This is a genomic window from Thioclava sp. PTB-PU3-1, from assembly GCF_055666785.1.
On record NZ_JBVNVL010000002.1, the window covers coordinates 235648 to 259790 of the forward strand.

Below are 24143 nucleotides of genomic sequence, written 5' to 3' on the forward strand. Positions count from 1 at the left end.
GCAGGACTGCGCTCATTTGGTCAGGATCAGCTTGCCTGCCTTGGTGATGCGCAGCGTATAGACCTGACCGTCCAGCACGATATGGGCGAGGTTGCCCTTGCCGGTCAGCACCTCTGCGTCATGGACGGGCAGGGCGTTGGCGAAGCTTTCATTGATGCTCATCTGCGGCCTCCCTCGATCCGGTCGAGCGTCGCTTCGAGCGCGCTCTGGCCCGGGGGGAAGCCACTGCACAGCGCCTCGACGATGTCGCGCAGGCTCAGCGGCGGATCGATATCAACATGCGTGTCGGCCCGGTATCGGGGGCCGGGGGAAGAGGGGCGTTTCATCTCCGGTCTCCATCTCGCGAAAACGGCTCGTCGGGGATCGACTGGCTGATGGAAATAACCTGAGTGAAATGATCGGAATTGTAAAGGCGATTCTTTTACTAAGGAATTGCACAGATGATCGTGCGCCTGCGCAGACATAGTTCGGGAACCGAAGGGGCTCGGTTGGCGGGGCGGATCAGAACCACTGGCCGGGTTCGATGAGGCCCAGATCCATGAGCTGCTGGCTCGACCAGTTGAAGCGTTCGGAATTGACCCAGGTGAAGCTGTGCACATCGTAGGTCGACCCGGGATTGAACTTCAGCGCTTTCGCGACCCGGAACGAGGCGGTGGCACAGGTCAGGTTATGGTGCCACGGGCAGGAATAGGTGTTGTATTCCTCGTCGTTGAACGTGTGATCGGGGCGCAGTTTCAGGCCGGATTTGGCGCGAAACAGGGCGATCCGGTCGATCTTGCGGCGCTGGGCGGGGACATGCTCCTCGAAGCGCCAGCGCAGCCCGCCGAAGAAATCCAGCTGCCGCTCTTTCGGGTGGTCGTGGTTCTCGGGATCGAGCCGGGCGAGCGCGTAATAGCCCGCCTTGTCGAACATCGCGTTCTCGGTATCGACGCCGTTCGGATGCGCCTCCAGATCGCCGGTATAGAGGTCGATCACATAGCTCAGCATCGAGGCGCGGCGTTCTTCGGTGTGAAAGCTCAGAACCTCGCCGATCGAGCGGCTCTCGCAGAAGGGAAAGAACAGGTATTCCGCGTTGAAGCAGTAATAGAGCCAGGTGCCCGGGGGGACTGCGGCGACGATCGGGTTGATTGCGAGGGGCGCTGCGTCGCGGCGGTTCAGCTCGAAATCGATGCGGTAGATTTTCGTCGGGCTGTCGGCGGCCAGGTCGTCCGGCAGGTCCATCGCGGCATGCCCCAGAACCAGCAGCACCGGAAACCCGAGGTCGATATGGTGGCGGATCGTGCTCTCCAGCTCGACCCCGTCCTCGGCTAGGATCACGCCGACCGGGCCTTTGGACAGAGCCGCGCTCTGGCGGGTGAGAAAATCGATCAGCGAGGAATATTTCATGCCCGATGCAGCCCTTTCGCGGGGTCTTCGGGCGCAGGATCGGGGAAGGCCCGCATGAAATCAAGCCTTTACGGCCCGCCCCAAGCGCGACCTTGCGGGAAAGGGTGATTTGGCTGTATCAGGCCCGCTGGAAAGACGCGCGAGGATTGGCATGAGCGACGCTCCGAAAAAGCTGCATATCAAAACCTATGGCTGTCAGATGAATGTCTATGACAGTGAGCGCATGGCCGAGGCCATGGGCGCCAAGGGCTATGAGCTGACCGACGATGTGGGCGCAGCGGATATGGTGCTGCTCAACACCTGCCATATCCGCGAGAAGGCGGCCGAGAAGGTCTATTCCGATCTGGGGCGCCTGCGTCCGTTCAAGGAGGCCAAGCCCGACCTGAAGATCGGCGTCGCGGGCTGTGTCGCGCAGGCCGAGGGCGACGAGATCCTGCGGCGCTCGGATCTGGTGGATCTGGTCGTGGGCTCGCAAAGCTATCACAAGCTGCCCGAACTGGTCGCGCGGACCGATAATGGCGCGCGCCCTGTCGAGACCGAGTTCCCGCTGGAAGACAAGTTCGACCATCTGCCCGCGCGGCCCGTGCAGACGCGCCCGACGGCGTTCCTGACGGTGCAGGAGGGCTGCGACAAGTTCTGCGCCTTCTGCGTGGTGCCGTACACGCGCGGGGCCGAGATTTCGCGCCCGGCCGACAAGATTTTGCGCGAGGCGCAAGCGCTGGTGGAGAAGGGCGTGCGCGAGATCACGCTGCTGGGTCAGAACGTCAACGCCTATCACGGCGAGGGTGAGGGCGGTGACTGGTCGCTCGCGCGGCTTGCCCGGTCGCTTGCCAAGATCGATGGGCTGGAGCGTATCCGCTACACCACCTCGCACCCGAATGACATGGAAGACGATCTGATCGCGGCCCATGGCGACGAGCCGAAGCTGATGCCCTATCTGCATCTGCCGGTGCAATCAGGCTCGGACAAGATCCTCAAGGCGATGAACCGCAAACATACGGCGGAGAGCTATCTCCGCCTGATCGAGCGCATCCGCGCCGCGCGCCCCGACATCGTGATCTCGGGCGATTTCATCGTGGGCTTCCCCGGCGAGACCGATCAGGATTTCGAGGACACGATGGCGCTGATCCGCGAGGTCAATTACGGCATGGCCTATTCGTTCAAATACTCGCCGCGCCCGGGCACGCCCGCGGCTGGCGCGAAAGGCGCGGTGCCGGCAGATGTCGCAGATGCGCGGCTGCAAGAGCTTCAGGCGCTTCTGACCTCGCAACAGCGGGCCTGTCAGGAAAGCATGATCGGGCGCGAAGTGAACGTGCTTTTTGAGAAGCCCGGGCGGCTGGACGGCCAGTGGGTCGGCAAATCCGATTACCTGCAGGCGGTCCATGTCTCGGGCGAGGGGCTTGGCCCCGGCGTTCTGGCGAAGGTGCGGATCACCGGCACGGCGCCGAATTCGCTGGCGGGCGAGTTGATCTGAGCTCTCGCCGCGTTGACGCCTCAAATGAAAAGGGCCGCGTGATCCGCGGCCCTTTTTGATTTGGTAACCCTGACCGATCAGTTCGGGCCGGGCGGGTCGTTCGCGATCGCTTTCAGAAGCTCTCTACGCAGACCTTCCGGGTTGCCCACGAGGCTCTCGTTCTTGCAGATCTGAGTCGCGAGGCCGTTCGCATCGCCGTAATCGTAGCCGAAAGCCACCAGATCATCGACGAAGCTGCCCTGCGGGTGATCCCAGATCGTCTCGCGCCACGGGCCACGGAAGCAGTCGATATGAATCTGTTGCTTGCGGGTCGGTCCGCAGACGGTCTGGTTGTTAACGTGATCGCGCCCGACCGGGCCGGTGTAGCAGCTCGTACCGGCCTGTGCGGCGCCAGCGAACGCCATACCGGTGAGCAACGCGGCGGCGGTGATTGCAATGGTCTTCATCTCTCGAGACTCTCCTGATCGGGCAGCGGAATAACATGCGGCGCTCAAGATCCCTCCGACCCGAGCGCCGTCAGGGTGCAGTTTGCCCTGAATAAACCTAAATTGGCGAGAGATTGTCGATATTTGCCGGGTTTGTGAGAACAATAGCCGAAAAAGACAGCGGGTGTTCCGATTGTTGCGACAGTGTTCGCGCTAGGGTTGTGGGGTCTTTGGCTTTTGCAGCCTGTTTCTGAGCCGCGGAGGTCCTTTCTCACAGCCAGCGATTCGGGAGTCATGACGCGGCGCGGCGAAGCGGTGGCATCCTCGGTCAGCGTATCGCCGCGCATCCCCTTGCGAAACCGGATTCGCCTAATAAATAGGCAATGCCGCCAAGCGGAACCGCGCCTGCGTTTTTTGGTTTCAGTTTGATGAAATTTGCTGCCGCGCCTAGGAGGGCGGGAAACCAGTGCTTGCGTGAATCCCCCGAGGCAGGCACCATATCTTTACCAAACCAGCTAAGGAGACTCTGTATTTGGGCTTCAGCGCGATCACACCCCCGCCTCGCTCTCAGGATGCTCACGAGACGCTTCTTGAGTTCCCCAACAACCGGCTGCTGATCGATCTTTGCGGTGAATTCGACCGCAATCTGGCCCAGATAGAGCACAAGCTTCAGGTTCATATCCTGCGGCGCGGCAACCAACTGGCCGTGGTGGGCGAGCCCGAAGCGCAATCGCAAGCCGCCGCCGTGCTGCATCAGCTGTATCAACGCCTTGAACAGAACAAGCCGATCGACGCCGAAGAGGTGGATGCGGCGCTGCGCATGGCCGACCTGGGCGGCACCGGGACTACGGTCGACGAGCAGCTCGAAATGTTCGAGGCGGGCAAGTTCGAGATCCGCACCCGCAAGAAGCAGGTCGAGCCGCGTACCGAGGCGCAGAAGGCCTATGTGAAGCATCTCTTCGAGCACGAGCTGGCCTTCGGGATCGGGCCTGCGGGCACCGGCAAGACCTATCTCGCGGTGGCTGTGGGTGTGACCATGCTGATCGGTGGTCATGTGGACAAGATCATCCTGTCGCGTCCGGCCGTCGAGGCGGGCGAGCGTCTGGGCTTCCTGCCCGGCGACATGAAAGACAAAGTCGATCCCTACATGCAGCCGCTCTATGACGCGCTGAACGACTTCCTGCCGGCCAAGCAGCTCGCAAAACTGCTGGAGGAGAAGCGGATCGAGATCGCGCCGCTCGCCTTCATGCGCGGCCGCACGCTGTCGAACGCCTTCGTGGTGCTCGATGAGGCGCAGAACGCCTCGACCATGCAGATGAAGATGTTCCTGACCCGTCTGGGCCAAGGCTCGCGGATGGTGATCACCGGCGACCGCTCTCAGGTGGACCTGCCGCGCGGGATGCCCTCGGGCCTTCAGGATGCAGAGCGCATCCTCGGCCATGTCGAGGGGATCAGCTTCAACTACTTCACCGCGAAAGACGTGGTGCGTCACCCGATGGTCGCGAAGATCATCGACGCCTATGACAAGGCGGAAGGCGAGTAAGGCCGCGAGGCTTTCGACGGAGTTTCAATCTGCCCGCGCCTCGGCGCGGGCATTTTGGTTTGCCGGTGGGAGCACGGAAGGGACGCGCCCGAGCCTTGGGTGGGCGCTTCGATCCGCTCGTGGTTTAGCGGTTTATCCTCGCAAGCCCGTAAGTCATCTGTGCCCGCGACGACATCGCCAATGCGCCCTCCCGGGGGAGGGGCGGGCGCGGCCCGGGGCTGGTCGCCCCGTGCTAAGAGGGCGGCTTTAACAAAAAACGCCCGGCCATTCGGACCGGGCGTTTTCAAATTCCATCGCGAAGAGCTCAGCTCTCGGACTTGCCTTCGAGCGCCTCGATGCGGGCCTTCAGCGCTTCGTTTTCCTCGCGCGCTTTCTGTGCCATCGCACGCACCGCGTCGAACTCCTCGCGGGTCACGAGGTCGCGGTCGGCCAGCCAGCGGTCCATCCAGCTTTTCATCGCCGTCTCGGCCTCGTCCTTCGCGCCTTGGGCCACGCCCATCGCGTTGGTCATCAGCTTGGACATTTCGTCGAACATCTTGTTGGGCGGCTGCATCGGCATCCCCTTGCGGTCAATTTTTGCTTCCCTGTCTATATGGGCCGCGGCGGTCCCGCTGGCAAGGTTGACTTCCCGGCCCGCGCAGGGCTTTCTCGCGGCGATTTCTGACAGGAGACCGCCTTGCTGCCTCTCGCCATTCCCTTCCCCGATTTCGATCCGGTCGCCATCACGATCCCCGGTCTCGGCCTGCCGATCCGCTGGTATGCGCTGGCCTATATCGCGGGGCTGATCGCGGGCTGGCAGATCATCGTGGCGCTTATGAAGCGCGATACGCTCTGGCCGGACAATCGCTCGCCGATGGAGCACGGCAAGGTCGAGGACCTGCTGACGGCGGTGATCATCGGCGTGGTGCTGGGCGGGCGGCTTGGCTTCATCCTGTTCTATGAACCGGCTTGGTATCTGGCGCATCCGCTCGAAATCGTGAAGGTCTGGCAGGGCGGCATGTCCTTCCACGGGGGCTTTCTGGGCACGCTGCTCGCGGGCTGGTGGTTCGCGCGCCGCCATGACGTGCCCAAGCTGCAACTGGCCGATGCGATGGCGCTGGTCGCGCCGATCGGGCTGTTCCTCGGGCGGATCGCGAATTTCATCAAGCCGGAGCTTTGGGGGCGGCCCACGGATGTGCCGTGGGGCGTGATCTTCCCCGGTGAGCTGGCGCAGACCTGCCTCGGGATCGCGGGGCAGGTGGATGGCACCTGCGCGCGCCATCCCTCGCAGCTCTACGAGGCGGGGCTGGAGGGGCTGCTGCTGGGCCTGATCCTCTGGAGCATGGTGTGGTTCGGTCGCTCGCTGAAGCGCCCGGGCCTGAGCCTCGGCGTGTTCCTGATGGGCTATGGCGCCGCGCGCGCATTCGTCGAGCTGTTCCGGCAGGGTGATCCGCAATTCGTGACCCTCGGCAATCCCTATGGCCACGTGATCCGCTTCACCGATGGCTGGGGTCTGACGATGGGGCAGGTGCTGTCGCTGCCGATGATCGCGGTGGGGCTGTATTTCGTGATCCGCGCGTTGCGCGCGCCGAAAGCCTCGTGACCCCGCTCGGCGACATCCTTGCCGCGCAGATCGCGGCAGAAGGGCCGATGCGGCTCGACCGCTATATGAGCGCCTGCCTGCTGCATCCCGAGCATGGCTATTACGCCACCCGTGATCCGTTCGGGCGGGCTGGCGATTTCATCACCGCGCCGGAGATTTCCCAGATGTTCGGCGAGATGCTGGGCCTGTGTCTGGCGCAGGCGTGGCTCGATCAGGGTCGGCCCGCGCCCTTCGTGCTGGCCGAGGCCGGGCCGGGGCGTGGCACGCTGATGGCCGATATGCTGCGCGCGATGAAGGCGGTGCCGGGGATGATGGAGGCCGCACAGGTCCATCTGATTGAGGCCTCGCCCACCTTGCGCGAGATCCAGCGCGAGGCGCTCGCGCCGCATCACGTCACGTGGCACGAGACGATCGACGGCCTGCCCGAGAGGCCGATTTTTTTCGTTGCGAACGAGTTTCTCGACGCGTTGCCGATCCGGCAGTTCCAGCGGGACGGCGACGGCTGGGCCGAGCGGCAGGTGGGGCTGTCCGACGACGGCAATCTGACGCCCGGCCTTGCGCCGCCGTCGCGCCTCGAGGCGCTGGAAGGGCGCATCGCCGACACCGTGCCGGGCGATGTGGTCGAAACCTGTGCGGCTGCTGTGAACTTCACCGAGACGCTGGCGCGCCGGATCGCGCGCCAAGGCGGCGCGGCGCTGCTGATCGACTATGGCAACTGGCATTCCAAGGGCGACACGTTTCAGGCACTCAGGGCGCATGAGCCCGTCGATCCTTTCGCACAGCCCGGCGAGGCGGACCTGACCGCCCATGTCGATTTCGAGCCTCTGGCGCAGGCCGCGCAAGACGCGGGGGCCGTCGTCTCGGGCATGACCGCGCAGGGCGTTCTGCTGGAGCGGCTCGGCATCACGGCACGGGCGCAGCGCCTCGCGCAGGCGTTATCGGGGGCCGCGCGCGAGACCCATATCGCCGCGCATCGCCGCTTGACCCACCCCGAGGAAATGGGTCACCTGTTCCAAGCTCTGGCCCTCGTCGCACCGAACGCGCCGCTGCCGCCGGGGTTCGATCCGAAGACCGTCTGAGCTATTGAGGAACGCGATGTCGACGATGCTCGAAATTCTGACCTCACCCGCCTTGGGAACCGTGAAGCACGGGTTCTTCACACGCAAAGGCGGCGCGTCCTCGGGTATTTTCGCGGGGCTCAATTGCGGTCCCGGCTCGTCGGATCAAAGCGAGGCGGTGCGCACCAATCGCGCCCGTGCGGCCGATGCGATGGGCGTGGAGCTGAACGCGCTGCAAGGCGTCAATCAGGTGCATTCGCCCGATGTCGCGGTGATCGAGGAGATCACCGATCCGCCGCCGCGCGCCGATGCGGCCGTGACCAAGGTGCCGGGCATCGCGATCTCGATCCTGACCGCCGACTGCCAGCCGGTGCTGTTCTCCGACCCGAAAGCGGGCGTGATCGGCGCGGCTCATGCGGGCTGGCGCGGCGCGATGGAGGGTGTGCTGGAGAACACGCTCGACGCGATGGAGCGCTTGGGTGCGCATCGCGAGAACATCACCGCGGTGATCGGGCCGTGCATCTCGGTCCATTCCTACGAGGTCGGCGAAGACTTCATGGAGCAGTTCCTGATGGAGGACATGGACTACAGCCGGTTCTTCTCGCCCGGCCCCTCGGGCAAGCCGCATTTCGATCTGCCGAGCTTCTCGCTGCACCGGCTGCGCGAGGCGGGTGTCGGCGAGGCGGAATGGATGCGCCGCTGCACCTATCAGGAGCCCGAGCGCTTCTATTCCTATCGCCGCACGACCCATGCGGGCGAGGCCGATTACGGGCGTCTGCTCTCGGCGATCCGGCTCTGATCCGGACGCGCGGGCAGCGCGCTACGCTGGGCTGGCGGAGTCGCTGAAACAATCGACCTTGCCGCATTCCTTCGTTTCCTTGCGCGAAAAAATCCAACTCCCGCCCCATGCTGGCCCCATTGCGCGGGCAGAACAGTCCCGAACCGGATCGAAAACGATCTCGAGACGAGGGGACAAAGATATGAACAAATCTCAACCGACCCGCCGCTGGATGAAAGCTGCCGTGGCCTCCGCTCGCGACTGCGACACGCGGATGCCCTGGGCACGCAAGGCGCGCCCTTCGCAGGCCGGCCGCCCTGTGGCGTCTGCAACGCGCCGGGTCAGCGCCGCACAGTGACCTCCCTTCTCGCGCGGCGATCGTAATTGGTCATGCTGATCGCAATGCGAGACCTGGCCGGGCGCTGCCACGCCCGGCCATTTTCATCACCCGTCTCCAGTGTCTCTGGGGGCGGGTGATTCGTTTCGAATGTGGTGAGACTGTGGCCGTTTGTGCGCGGTGGAGAAACGTGCCGTAAGGGCAGGGGCTGACTGCTTGGCGATCGCGAGACAATCGCGTCAATAATTTGACGGCCTCGCACGTTTTAGCCATGTTGTGAGCGTCTCTCTGCAACCGGTGGGGGCCGATGCAGCCGTGAGAAGACCGAAAGGCCTATCGCATGAATCTACCCCACCGGACGGCAGCTGCCGCGCTACGTCCCACCGAAACCGAACCGCCTCTGCCGCGCCCTTTGCGTGCGAGTCCGAATGCGCCGAAACGCGCCCTGCGCGCCTCTGCGATGACCCGCCGCTATGCCGCGTGGTGGCTGGAGGCGAACGGCTTCATCGAAGAAACATCCCGCGTCGCCCCGGCGATTCCGCTGTTCGAGGAAGCGTTCTCCGCCTTGGCGCGCGGTGCCGTGATCGCGACCGAGGAAGGCCCGGTCTCGGTTGAGGATCTGGTGCCCGGGATGCGGGTTCTGACCGCCGACGAGCGCGTCGAGACCGTCACCTGGAAAGGCTCGATGACGATGTTCCCGGCGGCGAAGGACGTGGCCGCGCGGATGATCCGCGTGACTGCCGAAGCCTTCGGACACGGCCGCCCGTCGCAGGATCTGGTGCTGGGTCCGCATGCGCGGATCTGCCTGCGCGATGCCCGGCTGCGCGGGCGTCTGGGCATCGAGGCGGCCTATGCGCCGATCGCGGCCTTCGTCGATGGGGTGAGTGTCATCGAGGTCACGCCGATCTCGCCGGTCTCCGCCTATCATCTGGTGCTCGAGCAGCACGGCTCACTCAAGGTCGGCGGCATGGAGGTCGAGAGCTTCCATCCCGGCGAAGGGTTCGAGCGGATGATCGACCCGCGGATGGCCGAGCTTTTCCTCGCGCTGTTTCCGCAGATGGACAAACTGCGCGAGTTCGGCCCGCTCGCCGCGCCGCGACTGACCCGGTTCGAGGTCGAAGAAATGCTAATCTGATCGGGGCCTTCAGGGGTAAAGGTTCCGGTTGGAGTTGACAGTGCTTGTGGGGAGCCGGTCACGGAAACGCCGCGCGTTGAGAACCTCGCGCGGCGTTTTTTCGTTTTCAGAACGGGGCGGGAGGATTACTCCTCCATCGCCTCCAACTCGTCGATGAAACCTTCGATCATCGACAGGCCCTTGTCCCAGAAGGCCGGGTCGGACGCGTCGAGGCCGAAGGGCGCGAGCAGCTCCTTGTGGTGCATCGAGCCACCCGCTTCCAGCATCGCGAAATACTTGTCCTGGAAGCCCTCGGGCGCGGCCTCGTAGGCGGCGTAGAGCGCGTTCACCAGACCGTCGCCGAAGGCGTAGGCATAGACGTAGAAGGGCGAGTGGACGAAGTGCGGGATGTAGGACCAGAAGGTCTCATAGCCGTCCATGAACTCGAATGCCGGGCCGAGGCTTTCGCCCTGCACCGACATCCACAGCGCGTTGATATCCTCGGGCGTCAGCTCCCCTTCGGCGCGGGCTGCATGCAGCTTGCACTCGAAATCGTAGAAGGCGATCTGACGGACGACCGTGTTGATCATGTCCTCGACCTTGCCGGCCAGAAGCGTCTTGCGCTCTTCCTTGGTTTTCGCGGCAGCCAGCAGCTTGCGGAAGGTCAGCATCTCGCCGAAGACCGAGGCCGTTTCGGCCAGCGTCAGCGGCGTGTTGGCCAGCATCTCGCCCTGTTTCGCGGCCAGCACCTGGTGGACGCCGTGGCCTAGCTCATGCGCCAGCGTCATCACGTCGCGCGGTTTGCCGAGGTAGTTCAGCATCACGTAGGGGTGGACGGTGGTCACGGTCGGATGCGCGAAGGCGCCCGGTGCCTTGCCCGGCTTCACGCCCGCATCGATCCAGCCTTTGTCGAAGAAGGGCTGTGCGATGTCGGCCATGCGCGGATCGAAGCCGGAATAGGCGTCGAGCACGGTGTCCTTCGCCTCGTCCCACATGATGTCGCGCGGGGCCTCGGTGGGGAGCGGCGCGTTGCGGTCCCAGATCTGCAGCGTGTCGAGGCCGAGCCATTTTGCCTTCAGCTTGTAGTAGCGATGCGACAGGCGCGGGTAGGCTGCGACCACGGCGTCGCGCAGCGCCTGCACGACTTCCGGCTCCACGTCGTTCGACAGGTGGCGACCGGTCTGCGGCGTCGGCATCTTGCGCCAGCGATCCTCGATTTCCTTTTCCTTCGCCAGCGTATTGTGGATGCGCGAGAAGGTGCGGATGTTCTCGCCGAACACATTCGCCAGCTCTTTCGCCGCCGCTTCGCGCTTTTCGCGATTGTGGTCGGAGAGAAGGGTGGTGGTGGCCTCGAGGCTCAGCTTTTCGCCCTGCACCTCGAATTCCAGCGCGGCGGTGGTCTCGTCGAAGAGACGGTTCCACGCGGCGGCGCCGACGACCGACTGGTCGTGCAGGAATTTCTCCAGCTCGTCGGAGAGCTGATAGGGCTTCATCGCGCGCATCCGGTCGAACACCGGCTTGTAGCGGGCGACCTTCGAATCGGCGAAGACGCCCTCGTAGGTCTCGTCCGGGATGCGGTTGAATTCGAGGCTGAAGAAGACGAGCGGCGTGGTGTAGGTGGTGATCTTGTCCTGCGCGTCGGACAGCAGCTTCACCCGCGCCGGGTCGGTCGTGTTCTGGTAATAGCGCAGGCCCGTATAGGACATCACGCGGCCCGCTTTCTCGTCGATTTCCTCGTAGCGCTTGATGCAGTTGGCCATGCCCGCGGCATCAAGATCGGCCAGTTTGCCTTCATAATCGGCGGCGAACTCGGCGCAGGCTTTTTCCAGCCATGCCATGTCCTTGGTCAGTTCCGGCGCGTCGGGAGCGGGGTAGAGATCGCTCAGATCCCATTCGGGCAGATCGCCGAACGCCCCTGCATTTGAATTCGCATCGAAAACGGGGCGGCGGGGTGTGAGCGTCATGAGGTTCCTCGTGTCTGATCGGTTGCTTTCCAGATAGGGGCAGGGGCGCCGCCCTGACAAGGGCGCGGGGTCGCTCGGCGCCGCACAATTTTTCAGCAGATGCTATGAAATGAACTTTTCCCTGACGCGGCGCGTTGCATAACATTGGCCATCGCCTTTTACTCGCGAGGTACAGGGCCTAGACATAAATAAAAGACTAGGGGGACTTAACCGGCGCGATGACAGAGTATTTCAACGAGATGTTCGACGGCGGCCAAGTGCGTCAGCCCTATAGTGGACTCGACGGCTGGATGCGCGAAATGCCGTCCGAGTTGCGCGCGATGAAGCAAGCCGAGGCGGAGGCGCTGTTTCGCAGGATCGGCATCACTTTCGCCGTCTATGGCGAGGGCGGCGATCCGGACCGTCTGATTCCCTTCGACATGTTCCCGCGCGTCTTCACCCAACCCGAATGGCGCAAGCTGGAGCGTGGCATCAAGCAGCGCGCCCGGGCGCTCAACGCCTTTCTCCTCGACGTCTACGGGCGCGGCGAGATCGTGCGGGCGGGGCGAATCCCCGCGCGGCTGGTCTATCAGAACGACGCTTACGAACGCGCGGTGTCGGGCTTCATCCCTCCGCGTGGCATCTACAGCCATATCGTTGGGGTCGATCTCGTGCGCACCGGACCCGATCAGTTCTACGTGCTCGAAGATAACTGCCGCACCCCGTCGGGCGTCTCCTACATGCTGGAGAATCGCGAGATCATGATGCGGATGTTCCCGCAGCTGTTCCGCGAGAACCGGATCGAGCCGGTGGATGGCTATTCGGATGCGTTGCGCCGCACCTTGGCCTCGGTCGCGCCGACGAAATGCGAGGGCGAGCCGACGGTCGCGATCCTCACGCCGGGCCATTTCAACTCGGCCTATTACGAGCATTCCTTCCTCGCCGACCTGATGGGCGTCGAGCTGGTGGAAGGGCCGGACCTGTTCTGCGAGGGCGGCTTCTGCTGGATGCGCACGACGGAAGGCCCGAAGAAGCTCGACGTGATCTATCGCCGGATCGACGACGCATTCCTCGACCCGCTCTGCTTCCGCCCGGATTCGATGCTGGGCATTCCGGGGCTGATGGATGTCTACCGCTCGGGCGGCGTTTCGATCTGCTCGGCGCCCGGGGCCGGCGTGGCCGACGACAAGGCGATCTACACCTTCGTGCCGGAAATGGTGCGCTTCTATCTGGGCGAAGAGCCGCTTCTGGAAAACGTGCCGACCTGGCAATGCGCCAAGAAGGACGACTGCAAATACGTTCTCGAAAACCTCTCCGAATTGGTGGTGAAGGAAGTTCACGGCTCGGGCGGTTACGGGATGCTCGTCGGTCCGAAATCGACCAAGGAGCAGATCGAGAGTTTCCGCCACAAGATCGAGGACAATCCCGAGAACTACATCGCCCAGCCGACGCTGGCGCTGTCGACCACGCCGACTTTCGTGGAAGAGGGTGTAGCCCCGCGCCATGTCGATCTGCGGCCCTATTGCCTCGTCGGCGAGAAGGTCGAGCTGGTCCCCGGCGGGCTGACCCGCGTCGCGCTGACCGAAGGGTCGCTCGTCGTGAACTCCTCGCAGGGCGGGGGCGTGAAAGACACCTGGGTTTTGGCGGAGTGATCGGATGCTGAGTAGAACCGCTGAAAACCTGTTCTGGGTCGCGCGCTACATGGAGCGCGCGGAGACGATGGCACGGCTTCTGGAGGTCGGCGCGCGGATCGCGCTGACGCCCTCGACCGGGCATGGCTACCGCTCGGAATGGGAGAGCCTCCTGCAAGCCTCGGGCACCGCCGACGGTTTTTCCGAGAAATACGGCGACCCGGTGCAGCGCAATATAGAGAGCTACCTGTTCTTCGACCGCGACAACCCGTCCTCGGTGGTGTCCTGCATCGAGCGGGCACGGGAAAACGCCCGCATCGTGCGCACGGCGATCACCGGTCAGGTCTGGGACACGCTCAACACCGCGTTTCAGGAAATCCGCCAGATCGAGCGTCAGCCGCGCTCTGAATGGGAGATTACCGAGCTGTGCGAATGGGTGGCCCGACAATCGGCGCTGCTGCGCGGGGCGATGGACGGCACGATGCTGCGCAATGACGGGTTCTTCTTCATGAACCTCGGCTATGCGCTGGAGCGGGCGGACAACACTGCGCGTCTGATCGACGTGAAGTACTTCGTGCTGCTGCCCTCGGTGGAGATGGTGGGCTCCGGCCTCGACAACTACCAATGGCAGGTGCTGCTGCGCGCGCTGCAATCCTACCGGGCCTTCCACTGGGCCTATGGCGGCGAGCTGACGGCGTCGAAGATCATGCATTTCCTGATCCTCAACCCGGCCAGTCCGCGCTCGCTGATTTCGGCCACGCGCAAGGCGATGCACCATCTCGACAATCTCGAAAGCTTCTACGAGGTCGAGCCGGGCACCGGCCTGCCGCAGATGCGCGCCAAGGCGATCATGACCGAGCTGAACCAGACGCAGGTCGCCGAAATTATCGACGAAGGCCTGCATGAGTTCCTCACCCGCTTCATCGGCGAGGTCGGGCAGCTTACCGCGCTCGTTCAGCAAACCTACTTGTCGGGAGATGCGCGATGATCCTCACCGTCAACCATGTCACCACTTATGATTACGACGCGCCGATGGGCGCTGCGGTGCAATCTTTGCGCATGTTCCCCTCGCGCTTCGAGGGCCAGCGTGTGATCGAATGGGACGTCTCGGTCGAAGGCGGTCTCCGGGGTGGATCGTTCCGCGACGGCGCGGGCGACCGGGTCGAGGGCTGGTCGATCCGTCCGCCGGTCGACGAGGTCGCGATCACCGTGAAAGGCCAGGTCGAGACCTTCGACACCTCGGGCGTGCTGCGCGGTCACCGCGAGCTGGTGCATCCGATGGCGTACTTGCGCGAGACCGTCGCGACCTGGATCGACGACAGTCTGGCGGCACTGGCGGAAGAGGCCGTTGCAGGGGCCACGGAAGATCTCAACCGGGCGCATCGCCTGAGCGCTGCGATCTCCGAGGCGATCGCCTACAAGCCGGGTGCCACCCATTCGCACACCACCGCCGCCGAGGCGCTGGCGCAGGGCGAGGGGGTCTGTCAGGACCACGCCCACGCGCTGGTCGCTGTCGCCCGCTGCGTCGATCTGCCCGCGCGCTATGTCTCGGGCTACCTCTTCGCGACCGATGACGGCACACCCCACGAGGCCGCCCATGCCTGGGGCGAGATTTGGGTCGCAGGGATCGGCTGGATCGGCTTCGACCCGGCGAACAAATGCTGCCCCGACGAGCGCTATATCCGCCTCGGCTCCGGGCTCGATGCGCGCGAAGCCGCGCCGATCCGTGGCATCACCCAAGGCTCGGGTGAGGAGCGACTGCACGTCACAGTTGCCTTGGACCAAGTCCAGCAATAGATTGCGCGCTTGTCAGGGATCAGGGAACGAACATGACCTATTGCGTAGGCCTCTTGCTGAACGAGGGGATGGTGCTGCTGTCGGACACGCGGACCAACGGCGGGCTCGACAACATCGCGACCTATCGCAAGATGTTCACCTTCGAGGAACCCGGCGAACGGGTCATCGCGATCATGACCGCGGGCTCGCTCTCGGTGACGCAAACGACGCTGGCGCGGTTGCGCGAAGCGGCGGATGCGAGCGACGCGACGGGCGACAGCTCGATCATGGAAGCGCCTACCATGCTGAAAGTGGCCGAGATTATCGGCAACACGATGGCGGGCGTGCGCAAGGACATCACGAGCCGGATGGATGCCGAGCGGGTCTCGACCTCGGCCTCGATGATCGTCGCGGGCCAGCGCGCGGGCGGCGAGATGCGGATGTTCCTGATCTACCCGGAAGGCAACTTCATCGAAGCCACCGAGGACACGCCCTTCCTGCAGATCGGCGAGCATAAATACGGCAAGCCGATCCTCGATCGCGTGGTGCGTCCCGAGACCAACCTGATCGACGCTCAGAAGGCGGTGCTTCTGTCGATGGATTCGACGCTGCGCTCGAATCTCTCGGTGGGGATGCCGCTCGATCTGGCGGTGATCAAGAAGGACGATTGCCGGATTTCCAGCCAGCGCCGCATCGAGGCGGGCGACAGCGATTTCGCGGAAATGTCGGAAGCCTGGTCGAACGCGCTGCGCGACAGCTTCACGCAGATTCAGCTTTGACCGGCTCGCGGGCCTCCAGCCCGCCCGCCGCGTCGAACAGTGCGGCGCAGCCGTCGTAGAAGCGTTTCCGCGTCGCGGGAACTTCCATCATCAATTCGTGCTCGGCGCCGGGGATCACGTCCAGCTTGCCTTTCGGCCAGCGCCCCATCCGCTCATGGACTGCGGGCGTGTGCACGATCTTCTCCACCCCGCCCAGACCGCAATAGCAGGGCAGGTCGGGGGAGGGCAGGGCTGCCAGCGCCTCGCATTCCAGCAGGCTCTCGGCGACCCAGTGGATCGTCGGGCCGGCCAGCGTCAGTTCGGGATGTTTTGCGGCCTGCTCGACCAGCCAGGCCCACATCTCGGGGTCGCGGGTCAGGCGGTTCGCCTCGAAACTGTCGCGATAAACGTAAGTGGTGCCGTTCATGCCGGGCGGAAAGTTGTTCGCAAGGAAACCTTCGCCGAGCAGGTTCGCCAACACGATCCGGAACGGGTGCAGCAGGGCCGAGGTGGCGATCCCCCACATCGGTGCGGAGAAAGCAACCGCGTTGAAGCGATGGTGTTCGTGCATCACCGCGCGCAGCGCGATCGCGCCGCCCATCGAGTGACCCACGATGTAACAGGGTTGCGGCAGGCCCAGCTCGTCCGCGGCGGCGATCACCGCATGCAGATCCCACTGGTAGTCCTGCAAGCCGCCGACATGGCCCTTTTCGGGTGCGTCAGGCAAAAGCCGGTCGGCCAAGCCTTGCCCGCGCCAGTCGATGGCGAGCATGGCATAGCCCCGGGCCGCGAATTCCGCGGCCGCAGGGCCGTATTTCTCGACATATTCGGTGCGCCCGCATCCCAGAAAGACCGTGCCGCGTGGTTGGGGCGGGGCAGGCCAATGTGCGAACCGTATCCGCACACCGTCTTCCGCCGTCAGCCAGTAGGCCGCGCCACCCTCGGGGCCGCGCGCGATCTCTTCGAAAAGCGGGGCGCGTTCCATCAGGCGAGTGCCGCACCCAGCTGCATGGCGAGGCCCATCGAGCCGTCGACCGAAAGCTTGCCGGACATGAAGGCCGCGGTGGGGTTCACATCGCCGTTGAGCATGCCTTCGAAAGTTTCGCGGTCGGCGGTCAGAACCACCTCTGCGTCGTCGTCGCCTTCACGCACGCCGTTCTCGTCGGCAATGATCGAGCCTTCGTCCTCGATCACGAATTTTGCAGTCGAAGAAAACCCATCGGGCAGTTTCGCCCGCAGCGCCTCAACGGCCTTGTCGATAACCTCGCTCATCGCGTCCTCCAAATTTGATGGCCGGGCTCTCGCATTCTCCGGCAATTGCATTACAGTCATGATTTATGTGGCAGCGATTTGACAGATACAAATGTGTCGTCACGGCATTTTGCTTTTCGGCGATGCTGGGAACAATGGCGGCATTCCCCGCCAGCGCCGAAACCGCGGGGCTCGAGCCCTATTTCAAAGAGTTGGCCGATCCGAACGATCCGGGCTGGTCGCGGGCCGAGGCGGACATCCGCAGAGCGTGGTCGCGCTCGGGGTCTGCGGCGATGGATTTGCTGTTCAAGCGCGGCGAGGACGCACTGGACGCGGGCGATACCGAGGCCGCGATCGAACATTTCACGGCGCTGACTGACCATGCCCCCGATTTTGCAGCTGGCTGGAACGGGCGGGCGACGGCCTATTTCATGGCCGGGCTATACGGGCCCTCGGCCGTGGATATCGCGCACACCCTGAAGCTGGAGCCGCGTCACTGGGGCGCGCTTGCCGGGTTGGGGGCGATCCTCGAAGAGATGGGTGACAACAAGCGTGCGCTTGAGGCCTATCAGAAGTCTTTTGCCTTGAATCCGCATCAACAGGATGTGAAAGACGCCATTGCGCGCCTCGACGAGGCGCATCAGGGCACGGCTCTCTAAGGGCTGGAACGGAGCTGCGATGCAAGGCGGGCGGATCACGGCCGTTCTGGGGCCGACCAATACCGGCAAAACCCATTACGCAATCGAGAGGATGCTGGCGCATCGGACCGGCGTCATCGGACTGCCGCTGCGTTTGCTCGCGCGCGAGGTCTATGACCGGATCGTCGCGCAGCGTGGGCCCTCTGTCGTGGCGCTCGTCACCGGCGAAGAGCGCATCGTGCCCGAACGCACGCAATATTGGGTCTGCACGGTCGAGGCGATGCCGACGGGGATCGGCGCGGATTTCCTTGCCATTGACGAGATACAGCTCTGTGGCGATCCCGAGCGGGGCCATGTCTTCACCGATCGGCTGCTGCATGCGCGCGGTCTGCACGAGACGCTGTTTCTCGGCTCCGAGACGATGCGCGGGGCAATCGCCGCGCTGGTGCCGAAGGTGCAATTCACCAAGCGCGAGCGGTTCTCGGAACTGACCTATTCCGGGTCGAAGAAAATCTCCCGGATGAAGCCGCGCTCGGCCATCGTCGGGTTTTCGGTCGAGAATACCTATGCGATCGCGGAGCTGATCCGCCGTCAGAAGGGCGGCTGCGCGGTGGTGATGGGGGCGCTTTCGCCTCGCACCCGCAACGCGCAGGTCGAGATGTATCAAAATGGCGACGTGGATTATCTGGTCGCCACCGATGCGATCGGGATGGGGCTCAACCTCGATATCGACCATGTCGCGTTCTCGGCCACCTCGAAATTCGATGGGCGGCGGATGCGTCCGCTTTTCCCGCATGAGCTGGCGCAGATCGCGGGCCGCGCAGGTCGTCACACCACTGACGGCACGTTCGGCGTGACGGGCGAGGCGCGCCCGCTGCAGCCCGAGGTGATCGAAGCGGTCGAGAACCATCGTTTCGCGCCGCTGCAACGGCTGCAATGGCGCAATGCGCGGCTGGAATTCGGCACCGTGGACCGGCTGATCCAGTCGCTCGACGCGCGGCCAGAGGGCGAATGGCTGACCAAGGGGCGCGAGGCCGACGATGCGCGCGCGCTCAAGGTGCTGGCTGACGATCCGGCGATCCGCGACCGCATCACCAGCCCAAAGGATGTGCAACTCCTCTGGGATGTCTGCCGAATCCCCGATTTTCGTTCGATTTCCGAGGCCGAACATGCAACGCTTCTGGCGCGCATCTTCGAGTTCCTGCAATCGGGCAAGGGCGTGCCCTCGGACTGGCTTGCACGTCAGATCGAGCGTATCGACAGGACGGGCGGCGATATCGACACGCTCTCGCGTCGTCTCGCCTTCATCCGCACATGGACCTATGTTGCGCAACGCAAAGGGTGGGTCGATGATGAAAGCCATTGGCGCGAGGCGACCCGCGCTGTAGAAGACCGCCTGTCGGACGCGCTGCATGGCGCGCTGACGCAAAGATTTGTGGACCGGCGCACCTCTGTGTTGATGCGCCGGCTCAAGCAGAAGGAGACCCTCGTGGCCGAGGTGAACGACAAGGGCGAAGTGACGGTTGAAGGCGAATTCGCGGGCCGTTTGGAAGGATTCCGGTTCAAGCAGGACGAGACCGGCTCGCCCGACGAGGCGAAGATGCTTGCCCGCGCGGCCTACGAGGCGCTTGCGCCCGAGTTCAGCCTGCGCGCGGACCGCTTCTACAACGCCCCCGATACGGAGATGGATTTCACCGAGCAGGGCGGCCTGATGTGGGGCGATACCGCTGTCGGCAAGCTGGTGAAGGGGCCCGATCTCCTCAAGCCGACCGTGCAGGCTTTCGTCGATGACGAGGCGGGTGCGGATGTGGCCGAGAAGGTCACGCGCCGTCTGCAGCATTTCATCGACCGCAAGGTCGCAGCCCTGTTCGAGCCGCTTCTGGCGATGAGTCGTGACGAAGAACTGACGGGTCTCGCCCGTGGCTTCGCGTTCCGCATGGTGGAATCGCTGGGCATCATCCCGCGCGAACAGGTCGCCGCCGAGGTGAAGGATCTCGATCAGGACGCGCGCGGCTCGCTGCGCAAGCACGGCGTGCGCTTCGGCCAATACACGATCTTCATGCCCGCGCTTCTCAAGCCCGCGCCGACGCGGCTGCGGCTGGTGCTGGCCTCGCTGTGGTCGGGTGCGGATGAATTCCCCGAAAGCCCGCCTCCGGGCCTCGTGACGATCCCGAATATCGACGCGTTCGATGCCGAGACCTACCGCCTGTCGGGCTACCGTCCCTCGGGCGCGCGGGCGATCCGCATCGACATGCTCGAACGTCTCGCCGATCTGCTGCGCACGCAGGACAGCCGCGGCGGGTTCGAAGCCAATCCGGACATGCTCTCGATCACCGGCATGACGCTGGACCAGTTCGCCGATCTGATGGGCGGCATGGGCTACAAGGCCGAGAAAGGCGAGCGCGCGAAGGTGAAAGCCGCCGATCTCGAGAAGGCCGAAGAGCAAGCCGGTGCCGAGGCGCTCAAGACCGAGCAGGCCGACGAGGCGAAAGCCGAGGCTGGCGGCGGCGAGCAGCCTGCCGAGACCCATCCCGAGGCCGAGGCTGCGGCCGAGGCTGGCGGCGACATGGTGGCAGCCGGTGACGTGGCTAGCGACGAGGTCGAGGTGTTCTACACCTTCACCTGGGCGCCGCGTCCGCGTGGCAATCGTCCGCCGCGCCGCGAACAGGGGCAGGGCGGCAAGCCCGGTGGCGAACGTGGCGAGCGCAAGGGCGGCGGCAAGCCGCATGGCAAGCGCGACGGTCACAAGGGCAAGAAGGGTGGCAAGCCGCAAGGCGCGCGCAACTTCGAGGCCCGTCCGCCGAAGAAGGACAAGCCGGTCGATCCGGACAACCCCTTCGCGGTTCTGGCTGCCCTCAAGGACAAGAAGTAACGACCCGCCATGGCTGACGCGCCCGAGCGCATCCGCATCGACAAATGGCTCTGGCAGGCGCGGTTCTGTAAGACCCGCGGCCTCGCGCAGGAGCTGGTGCAGGGTGGCAAGACGCGAGTCAACGGTCAGCGCATCGACAAGCCCGGCCGGGCGATCGGGCCGGGCGATGTGCTGACGCTCAGACTTGGAAAAGGGCAGGACGCGCGGATCTGCGTTTTGCGGGTGCTGGACTGCGGCACCCGGCGCGGTCCGGCGGTCGAGGCGCAGACGCTTTATGCATTGCTCGAACCGGAAGGCTAAGCTGTGCGGAATGCCGCAGCGAAAAGCTCGGGCTCTCTCTTGAAAGAGGTGGCATCCCCCGCTAGGACGGGTCAGGAAGCTGTTCAATCGGGGTTTCACCAATGACCTACGTCGTCATCGATAACTGCATCAACTGCAAATATACCGACTGCGTCGAGGTCTGCCCGGTGGATTGCTTCTACGAGGGGGAGAACACGTTGGTGATCCATCCTGACGAATGCATCGATTGCGGCGTCTGCGAGCCGGAATGCCCCGCCGATGCGATCCGTCCGGATACCGAGCCGGGAATGGAATCCTGGGTCGAACTCAACCGGAAATATTCCGAACTCTGGCCGGTGATCACCCAGAAGAAAGATCCGATGCCGGATGCCGAGAAGCACGACGGCGAGAGTGGCAAGCTGGAGAAGTATTTCTCCGAGGCGCCCGGCGAAGGCGACTGACGGGTCGGTGATTCTGACCAATGTGCCCGATTCTGAGCGAATTGGGGCGGTTTACGCTGCGGCAAAGTGTCAAAATGCGCCGCATAACCCACTGAAATCGTGTGATATTACACATGCGCGACAGTAACGCGCTTTGAAATGCACGCGTTTTTTGCTATATTACTGTTACAAAATGAGTTCGACCCCACCTTTTGCGTCGCCTGCTCGCCCGCAAAAGAGATCTCGTGACTGACTGACGAACGCGGAGCTATTCAGCCCCGTGGGCGTCGTATGCTCGCTGGATACCGGGGTTCGTGACCGGCTGCAAGGAAACGAACCGCATGACCAAGACCAAGAAGACCGAATTCCGCCCCAATGATTTCGTCGTCTACCCGGCGCATGGTGTGGGGAAAATCATGTCCATTGAAGAACAGGAAATCGCCGGGCTCAAGCTCGAGCTTTTCGTGATCTCCTTCGAGAAGGACAAGATGACCCTGCGTGTGCCGACGCACAAGGCGACCGAAGTCGGGATGCGCAGCCTCTCCTCGCCTGACATGGTGACCAAAGCGCTTGAGACCCTCAAGGGCAAGGCGAAGGTCAAGCGGGCGATGTGGTCGCGCCGCGCGCAGGAATACGAACAGAAGATCAACTCGGGCGACCTGCTCGCGATTGCTGAAGTGGTGCGCGACCTGCACCGCAGCGACGATCAGCGCGAGCAGTCCTACTCGGAGCGTCAGCTCTATGAAGCTGCACTCGAGCGTCTGACCCGCGAAGTCGCTGCCGTTTCGGGCACCGACGAAGAGCGTGCCGCGAAAACCGTCGACGAGGTTCTGGTCGGCCGCGCCGCCTGATCCCGACAATAGCGGAACTTTTCCAACGCGAGGCTTGCGGGCCTCGCGTTTTTTCATGTGCGCAGGGCAGGGGGAGGCTCAGGCTTCGGGGCCCGTCTTCTCGCTGCCCGGTGCCTCGCGGTCGCTCTCGTCGCGCTCGCCGCGGCGGCGGAACTGCTCCATCATCGCGGCTTCCAGCTCGGCGTTGAGCTCCTTCGTGCGCGCGATGTAATCGGGATTCTGCTCCACCGGGACGCCCGGCTTCCAGACCTGCGCCAGATCGCGCACCGCGGCCCGGTCGAGCTTGAAGAACAGCTTCTCAAGCTCCGAGGCCTCGAAGGCCGAGAGCCCCGCATTCTCCAGCACGTAGCGCCCGGCGCGCAGCGAGCTGTCGAACATCTCGCGCACGATGTCATTCGCGCCCGCTCGATACAGGTCGAACACATGCGTCCGGTCGCGGGCGCGCGCGACGATATGCAGATCGGGCCGGATCCGGCGCGCGTAGGCGACCAGTTTCGTGGTGTTCTCGCGCCCGTCCAGCGCTACCACCAGCACACGCGCCTGATTGATCCCGGCCGCGGCGAGCAGATCGGGCCGCGTCGGGTCCCCGAAATAGCCCTTGAAGCCGAAGGTCCGCATCAGCTGGATCGTCTTGAGGTCGGCGTCCAGAACCGTCGTGCGCATTCCCGACATCGTCACTAGACGGTTCACCACCTGACCGAAGCGACCAACGCCCGCGATGATGATCGGCTGCTGCTCGTCGATCGCGTCCGGGTCCGGGCCGGGGGGCTTGCGCAGCCGCAACCCGATCTGCTCGTGCAGGATGAACAGCAAGGGCGTGATCAGCATCGACAGCGCGATCACCACCAGAAGCTTCTCGGCCAGCGCGTTGGGCAGGATCCGTTGCCCGACCGCGAAGGAGACCAGTACGAAGCCGAATTCCCCCGCCTGTGCGAGGCTCAGGGTGAACAGCGAGCGATCCGGCCCGCGGATCTTGAACAGCACCGAGAGGCCATAGAGCACCGCCGATTTCAGCGCGACCAGCAGGAAGACCAGCGCGAAGATATTGGCGGGCTGCGCGGTGATGACGTCGAAATTGATGCCCGCGCCCACGGTGATGAAGAACAGCCCCATCAGAAGCCCTTTGAAGGGCTCGATGTCGGATTCCATCTCGTGCTTGAACTCGCTATCGGCCAGAACGACCCCGGCGAGGAAGGTGCCGAGCGCGGGCGAGAGGCCCACGAGGTTCATCAGGCTCGCAATGCCCACCACGATCAGCAGGGCCATCGCGGTATTCACCTCGCGCAGCCGCGCGCCTTGCACGAAGCGGAAGAGCGGGCGCACGAGGTAGTGCCCCATCAGCACGGTGAGGGCGACGGCGGCCAGCGTGATCACGGTGACACCCCAGGCGGGCAGCGAGTCGATAAGGCGAGCCACGACGTGATCGCCATGCCCCGCCTTGGCCACCGCGCGCGCGCCGGGCAGCGCCAGAAGCGGCATCAGCGCCAGCATCGGGATCACCGCGATATCCTGCGTCAGCAGCACCGCAAACGATGACCGCCCGCCCGCTGTCTGCATCAACCGCTTTTCATTCAGCGTCTGCAGCACGATCGCGGTCGAGGACAGCGACAGCGTCATCCCGATCGCCAGCGAGACGCGGAAATCCTCGCCCATCGCCATGACGATCACGGTGACGAGGATCATCGTAACCAGCACCTGCAACCCGCCAAGGCCGATCAGCTTGTCGCGCATTGCCCAAAGCGCGCGCGGCTCCAGTTCCAGCCCGATCAGGAACAGCATCATCACCACGCCGAATTCCGCGAAGTGCTGGAGGTCGGTCATTTCCGCGCCGGAGAGTCCCGTGGCGGGGCCGATCAGGATGCCCGCGATCAGATAGCCCAGCACCGAGCCGAGGCCCGCACGCGTGGCCAGCGGCACCGCGATGACCATCGCGAGCAGGTAGAACGTGGCTTGGAACAGAAAGCTTTCCATTGGCGGCTTGCATCCTTGGGCGGGTGCGCGAGGGAG

At 64.1% G+C, this 24143-nt stretch carries 24 protein-coding genes; 15 read left to right on the forward strand and 9 right to left on the reverse strand.

Annotation, left to right across the window (positions count from 1 at the left end):
- Window positions 1-12: 12 nt before the first annotated feature.
- From hemP to ACZ7GB_RS06655, 3 genes are all read right to left on the reverse strand, one after another.
- On the reverse strand, window positions 13-162 hold the full coding sequence (hemP, locus tag ACZ7GB_RS06645; RefSeq protein WP_075774069.1) for a hemin uptake protein HemP: 150 nt from the start codon (window positions 160-162) through the stop codon (window positions 13-15).
- Window positions 159-326, reverse strand: a complete 168-nt coding sequence (locus ACZ7GB_RS06650) for a hypothetical protein (RefSeq protein ID WP_158522126.1) — start codon at window positions 324-326, stop codon at window positions 159-161. Before ACZ7GB_RS06650 ends, hemP begins: the two co-directional genes overlap by 4 nt.
- Window positions 327-501: 175 nt before the next feature.
- Window positions 502-1386 carry a glycosyltransferase family 2 protein gene (locus ACZ7GB_RS06655; protein ID WP_472158033.1) on the reverse strand — a complete coding sequence of 295 codons (885 nt, stop codon included), beginning with the start codon at window positions 1384-1386 and terminating at the stop codon, window positions 502-504.
- A gap of 151 nt (window positions 1387-1537) precedes the next feature.
- On the opposite strand from ACZ7GB_RS06655, the gene miaB reads away from it, so the two are divergent.
- On the forward strand, window positions 1538-2860 hold the full coding sequence (gene miaB / locus ACZ7GB_RS06660) for a tRNA (N6-isopentenyl adenosine(37)-C2)-methylthiotransferase MiaB (RefSeq protein WP_472158034.1): 1323 nt from the start codon (window positions 1538-1540) through the stop codon (window positions 2858-2860).
- A 77-nt stretch (window positions 2861-2937) separates the two neighbouring features.
- Here the strand turns inward: miaB and ACZ7GB_RS06665 are convergent, their stop codons facing one another.
- Window positions 2938-3306, reverse strand: coding sequence for a hypothetical protein (locus tag ACZ7GB_RS06665; RefSeq protein WP_078542121.1), 369 nt, complete (start codon window positions 3304-3306; stop codon window positions 2938-2940).
- Between the two features lie 511 nt (window positions 3307-3817).
- Here ACZ7GB_RS06665 and ACZ7GB_RS06670 point away from each other — a divergent pair.
- Window positions 3818-4828: a PhoH family protein gene (locus ACZ7GB_RS06670; protein WP_078548700.1), complete on the forward strand. Its 1011-nt coding sequence runs from the start codon at window positions 3818-3820 to the stop codon at window positions 4826-4828.
- 304 nt (window positions 4829-5132) lie between these two features.
- Here the strand turns inward: ACZ7GB_RS06670 and ACZ7GB_RS06675 are convergent, their stop codons facing one another.
- Window positions 5133-5381: an accessory factor UbiK family protein gene (locus ACZ7GB_RS06675; protein WP_078520603.1), complete on the reverse strand. Its 249-nt coding sequence runs from the start codon at window positions 5379-5381 to the stop codon at window positions 5133-5135.
- 126 nt (window positions 5382-5507) lie between these two features.
- On the opposite strand from ACZ7GB_RS06675, the gene lgt reads away from it, so the two are divergent.
- From lgt to ACZ7GB_RS06695, 4 genes are all read left to right on the forward strand, one after another.
- Window positions 5508-6410 carry a prolipoprotein diacylglyceryl transferase gene (gene lgt / locus ACZ7GB_RS06680; RefSeq protein WP_472158464.1) on the forward strand — a complete coding sequence of 301 codons (903 nt, stop codon included), beginning with the start codon at window positions 5508-5510 and terminating at the stop codon, window positions 6408-6410.
- Window positions 6407-7489: a class I SAM-dependent methyltransferase gene (locus ACZ7GB_RS06685; RefSeq protein WP_472158035.1), complete on the forward strand. Its 1083-nt coding sequence runs from the start codon at window positions 6407-6409 to the stop codon at window positions 7487-7489. Before lgt ends, ACZ7GB_RS06685 begins: the two co-directional genes overlap by 4 nt.
- A 25-nt stretch (window positions 7490-7514) precedes the next feature.
- Window positions 7515-8267: a peptidoglycan editing factor PgeF gene (gene pgeF / locus ACZ7GB_RS06690; protein ID WP_078520602.1), complete on the forward strand. Its 753-nt coding sequence runs from the start codon at window positions 7515-7517 to the stop codon at window positions 8265-8267.
- Window positions 8268-8923: 656 nt separating this feature from the next.
- A complete protein-coding gene (locus tag ACZ7GB_RS06695) occupies window positions 8924-9718 on the forward strand; it encodes a Hint domain-containing protein (protein ID WP_472158036.1) in 795 nt (264 codons plus the stop codon).
- Between the two features lie 125 nt (window positions 9719-9843).
- Here ACZ7GB_RS06695 and ACZ7GB_RS06700 read toward each other — a convergent pair whose 3' ends face one another.
- Window positions 9844-11661 (reverse strand): M3 family oligoendopeptidase, encoded by a 1818-nt coding sequence (locus ACZ7GB_RS06700; protein WP_472158037.1) that lies wholly within the window; start codon window positions 11659-11661, stop codon window positions 9844-9846.
- Window positions 11662-11879: 218 nt separating this feature from the next.
- Between ACZ7GB_RS06700 and ACZ7GB_RS06705 the strand changes: the two genes are divergently transcribed.
- The 4 genes from ACZ7GB_RS06705 to ACZ7GB_RS06720 are packed head-to-tail and all read left to right on the forward strand — an operon-like array spanning window position 11880 to window position 15826.
- A complete protein-coding gene (locus ACZ7GB_RS06705) occupies window positions 11880-13292 on the forward strand; it encodes a circularly permuted type 2 ATP-grasp protein (protein ID WP_472158038.1) in 1413 nt (470 codons plus the stop codon).
- 4 nt (window positions 13293-13296) lie between these two features.
- Window positions 13297-14259, forward strand: coding sequence for an alpha-E domain-containing protein (locus ACZ7GB_RS06710; RefSeq protein WP_078520529.1), 963 nt, complete (start codon window positions 13297-13299; stop codon window positions 14257-14259).
- Entirely contained in the window at window positions 14256-15068 is an 813-nt protein-coding gene (locus ACZ7GB_RS06715; protein WP_078542114.1) for a transglutaminase family protein, read from the forward strand. Before ACZ7GB_RS06710 ends, ACZ7GB_RS06715 begins: the two co-directional genes overlap by 4 nt.
- Window positions 15069-15100: 32 nt before the next feature.
- A complete protein-coding gene (locus ACZ7GB_RS06720; protein WP_078548680.1) occupies window positions 15101-15826 on the forward strand; it encodes a proteasome-type protease in 726 nt (241 codons plus the stop codon).
- On the opposite strand, the gene ACZ7GB_RS06725 is transcribed toward ACZ7GB_RS06720, so the two are convergent.
- Together ACZ7GB_RS06725 and ACZ7GB_RS06730 are read right to left on the reverse strand one after the other, a co-directional pair.
- Complete coding sequence (locus tag ACZ7GB_RS06725; protein WP_472158039.1) at window positions 15807-16790, reverse strand: alpha/beta fold hydrolase; 984 nt, start codon at window positions 16788-16790, stop codon at window positions 15807-15809. The two genes, ACZ7GB_RS06720 and ACZ7GB_RS06725, sit on opposite strands and share 20 nt — an antisense overlap.
- Complete coding sequence (locus ACZ7GB_RS06730; protein ID WP_078542112.1) at window positions 16790-17077, reverse strand: SCP2 sterol-binding domain-containing protein; 288 nt, start codon at window positions 17075-17077, stop codon at window positions 16790-16792. Before ACZ7GB_RS06730 ends, ACZ7GB_RS06725 begins: the two co-directional genes overlap by 1 nt.
- A 134-nt stretch (window positions 17078-17211) precedes the next feature.
- Here ACZ7GB_RS06730 and ACZ7GB_RS06735 point away from each other — a divergent pair, with 134 nt between their 5' ends.
- From ACZ7GB_RS06735 to ACZ7GB_RS06755, 5 genes are all read left to right on the forward strand, one after another.
- Window positions 17212-17715, forward strand: coding sequence for a tetratricopeptide repeat protein (locus ACZ7GB_RS06735; protein ID WP_246831963.1), 504 nt, complete (start codon window positions 17212-17214; stop codon window positions 17713-17715).
- 19 nt (window positions 17716-17734) lie between these two features.
- Complete coding sequence (locus ACZ7GB_RS06740; RefSeq protein WP_472158040.1) at window positions 17735-20566, forward strand: helicase-related protein; 2832 nt, start codon at window positions 17735-17737, stop codon at window positions 20564-20566.
- 9 nt (window positions 20567-20575) lie between these two features.
- Window positions 20576-20866: an RNA-binding S4 domain-containing protein gene (locus ACZ7GB_RS06745; protein WP_078569913.1), complete on the forward strand. Its 291-nt coding sequence runs from the start codon at window positions 20576-20578 to the stop codon at window positions 20864-20866.
- A gap of 101 nt (window positions 20867-20967) precedes the next feature.
- The gene (gene fdxA, locus ACZ7GB_RS06750; protein WP_078520521.1) at window positions 20968-21306 is read left to right on the forward strand and encodes a ferredoxin FdxA; all 339 of its coding nucleotides are present in this window, start codon (window positions 20968-20970) and stop codon (window positions 21304-21306) included.
- 320 nt (window positions 21307-21626) lie between these two features.
- Window positions 21627-22136 (forward strand): CarD family transcriptional regulator, encoded by a 510-nt coding sequence (locus tag ACZ7GB_RS06755; protein ID WP_075774088.1) that lies wholly within the window; start codon window positions 21627-21629, stop codon window positions 22134-22136.
- A 78-nt stretch (window positions 22137-22214) separates the two neighbouring features.
- Here the strand turns inward: ACZ7GB_RS06755 and ACZ7GB_RS06760 are convergent, their stop codons facing one another.
- Window positions 22215-24107 carry a monovalent cation:proton antiporter-2 (CPA2) family protein gene (locus ACZ7GB_RS06760; RefSeq protein ID WP_274961836.1) on the reverse strand — a complete coding sequence of 631 codons (1893 nt, stop codon included), beginning with the start codon at window positions 24105-24107 and terminating at the stop codon, window positions 22215-22217.
- Window positions 24108-24143: the final 36 nt, after the last annotated feature.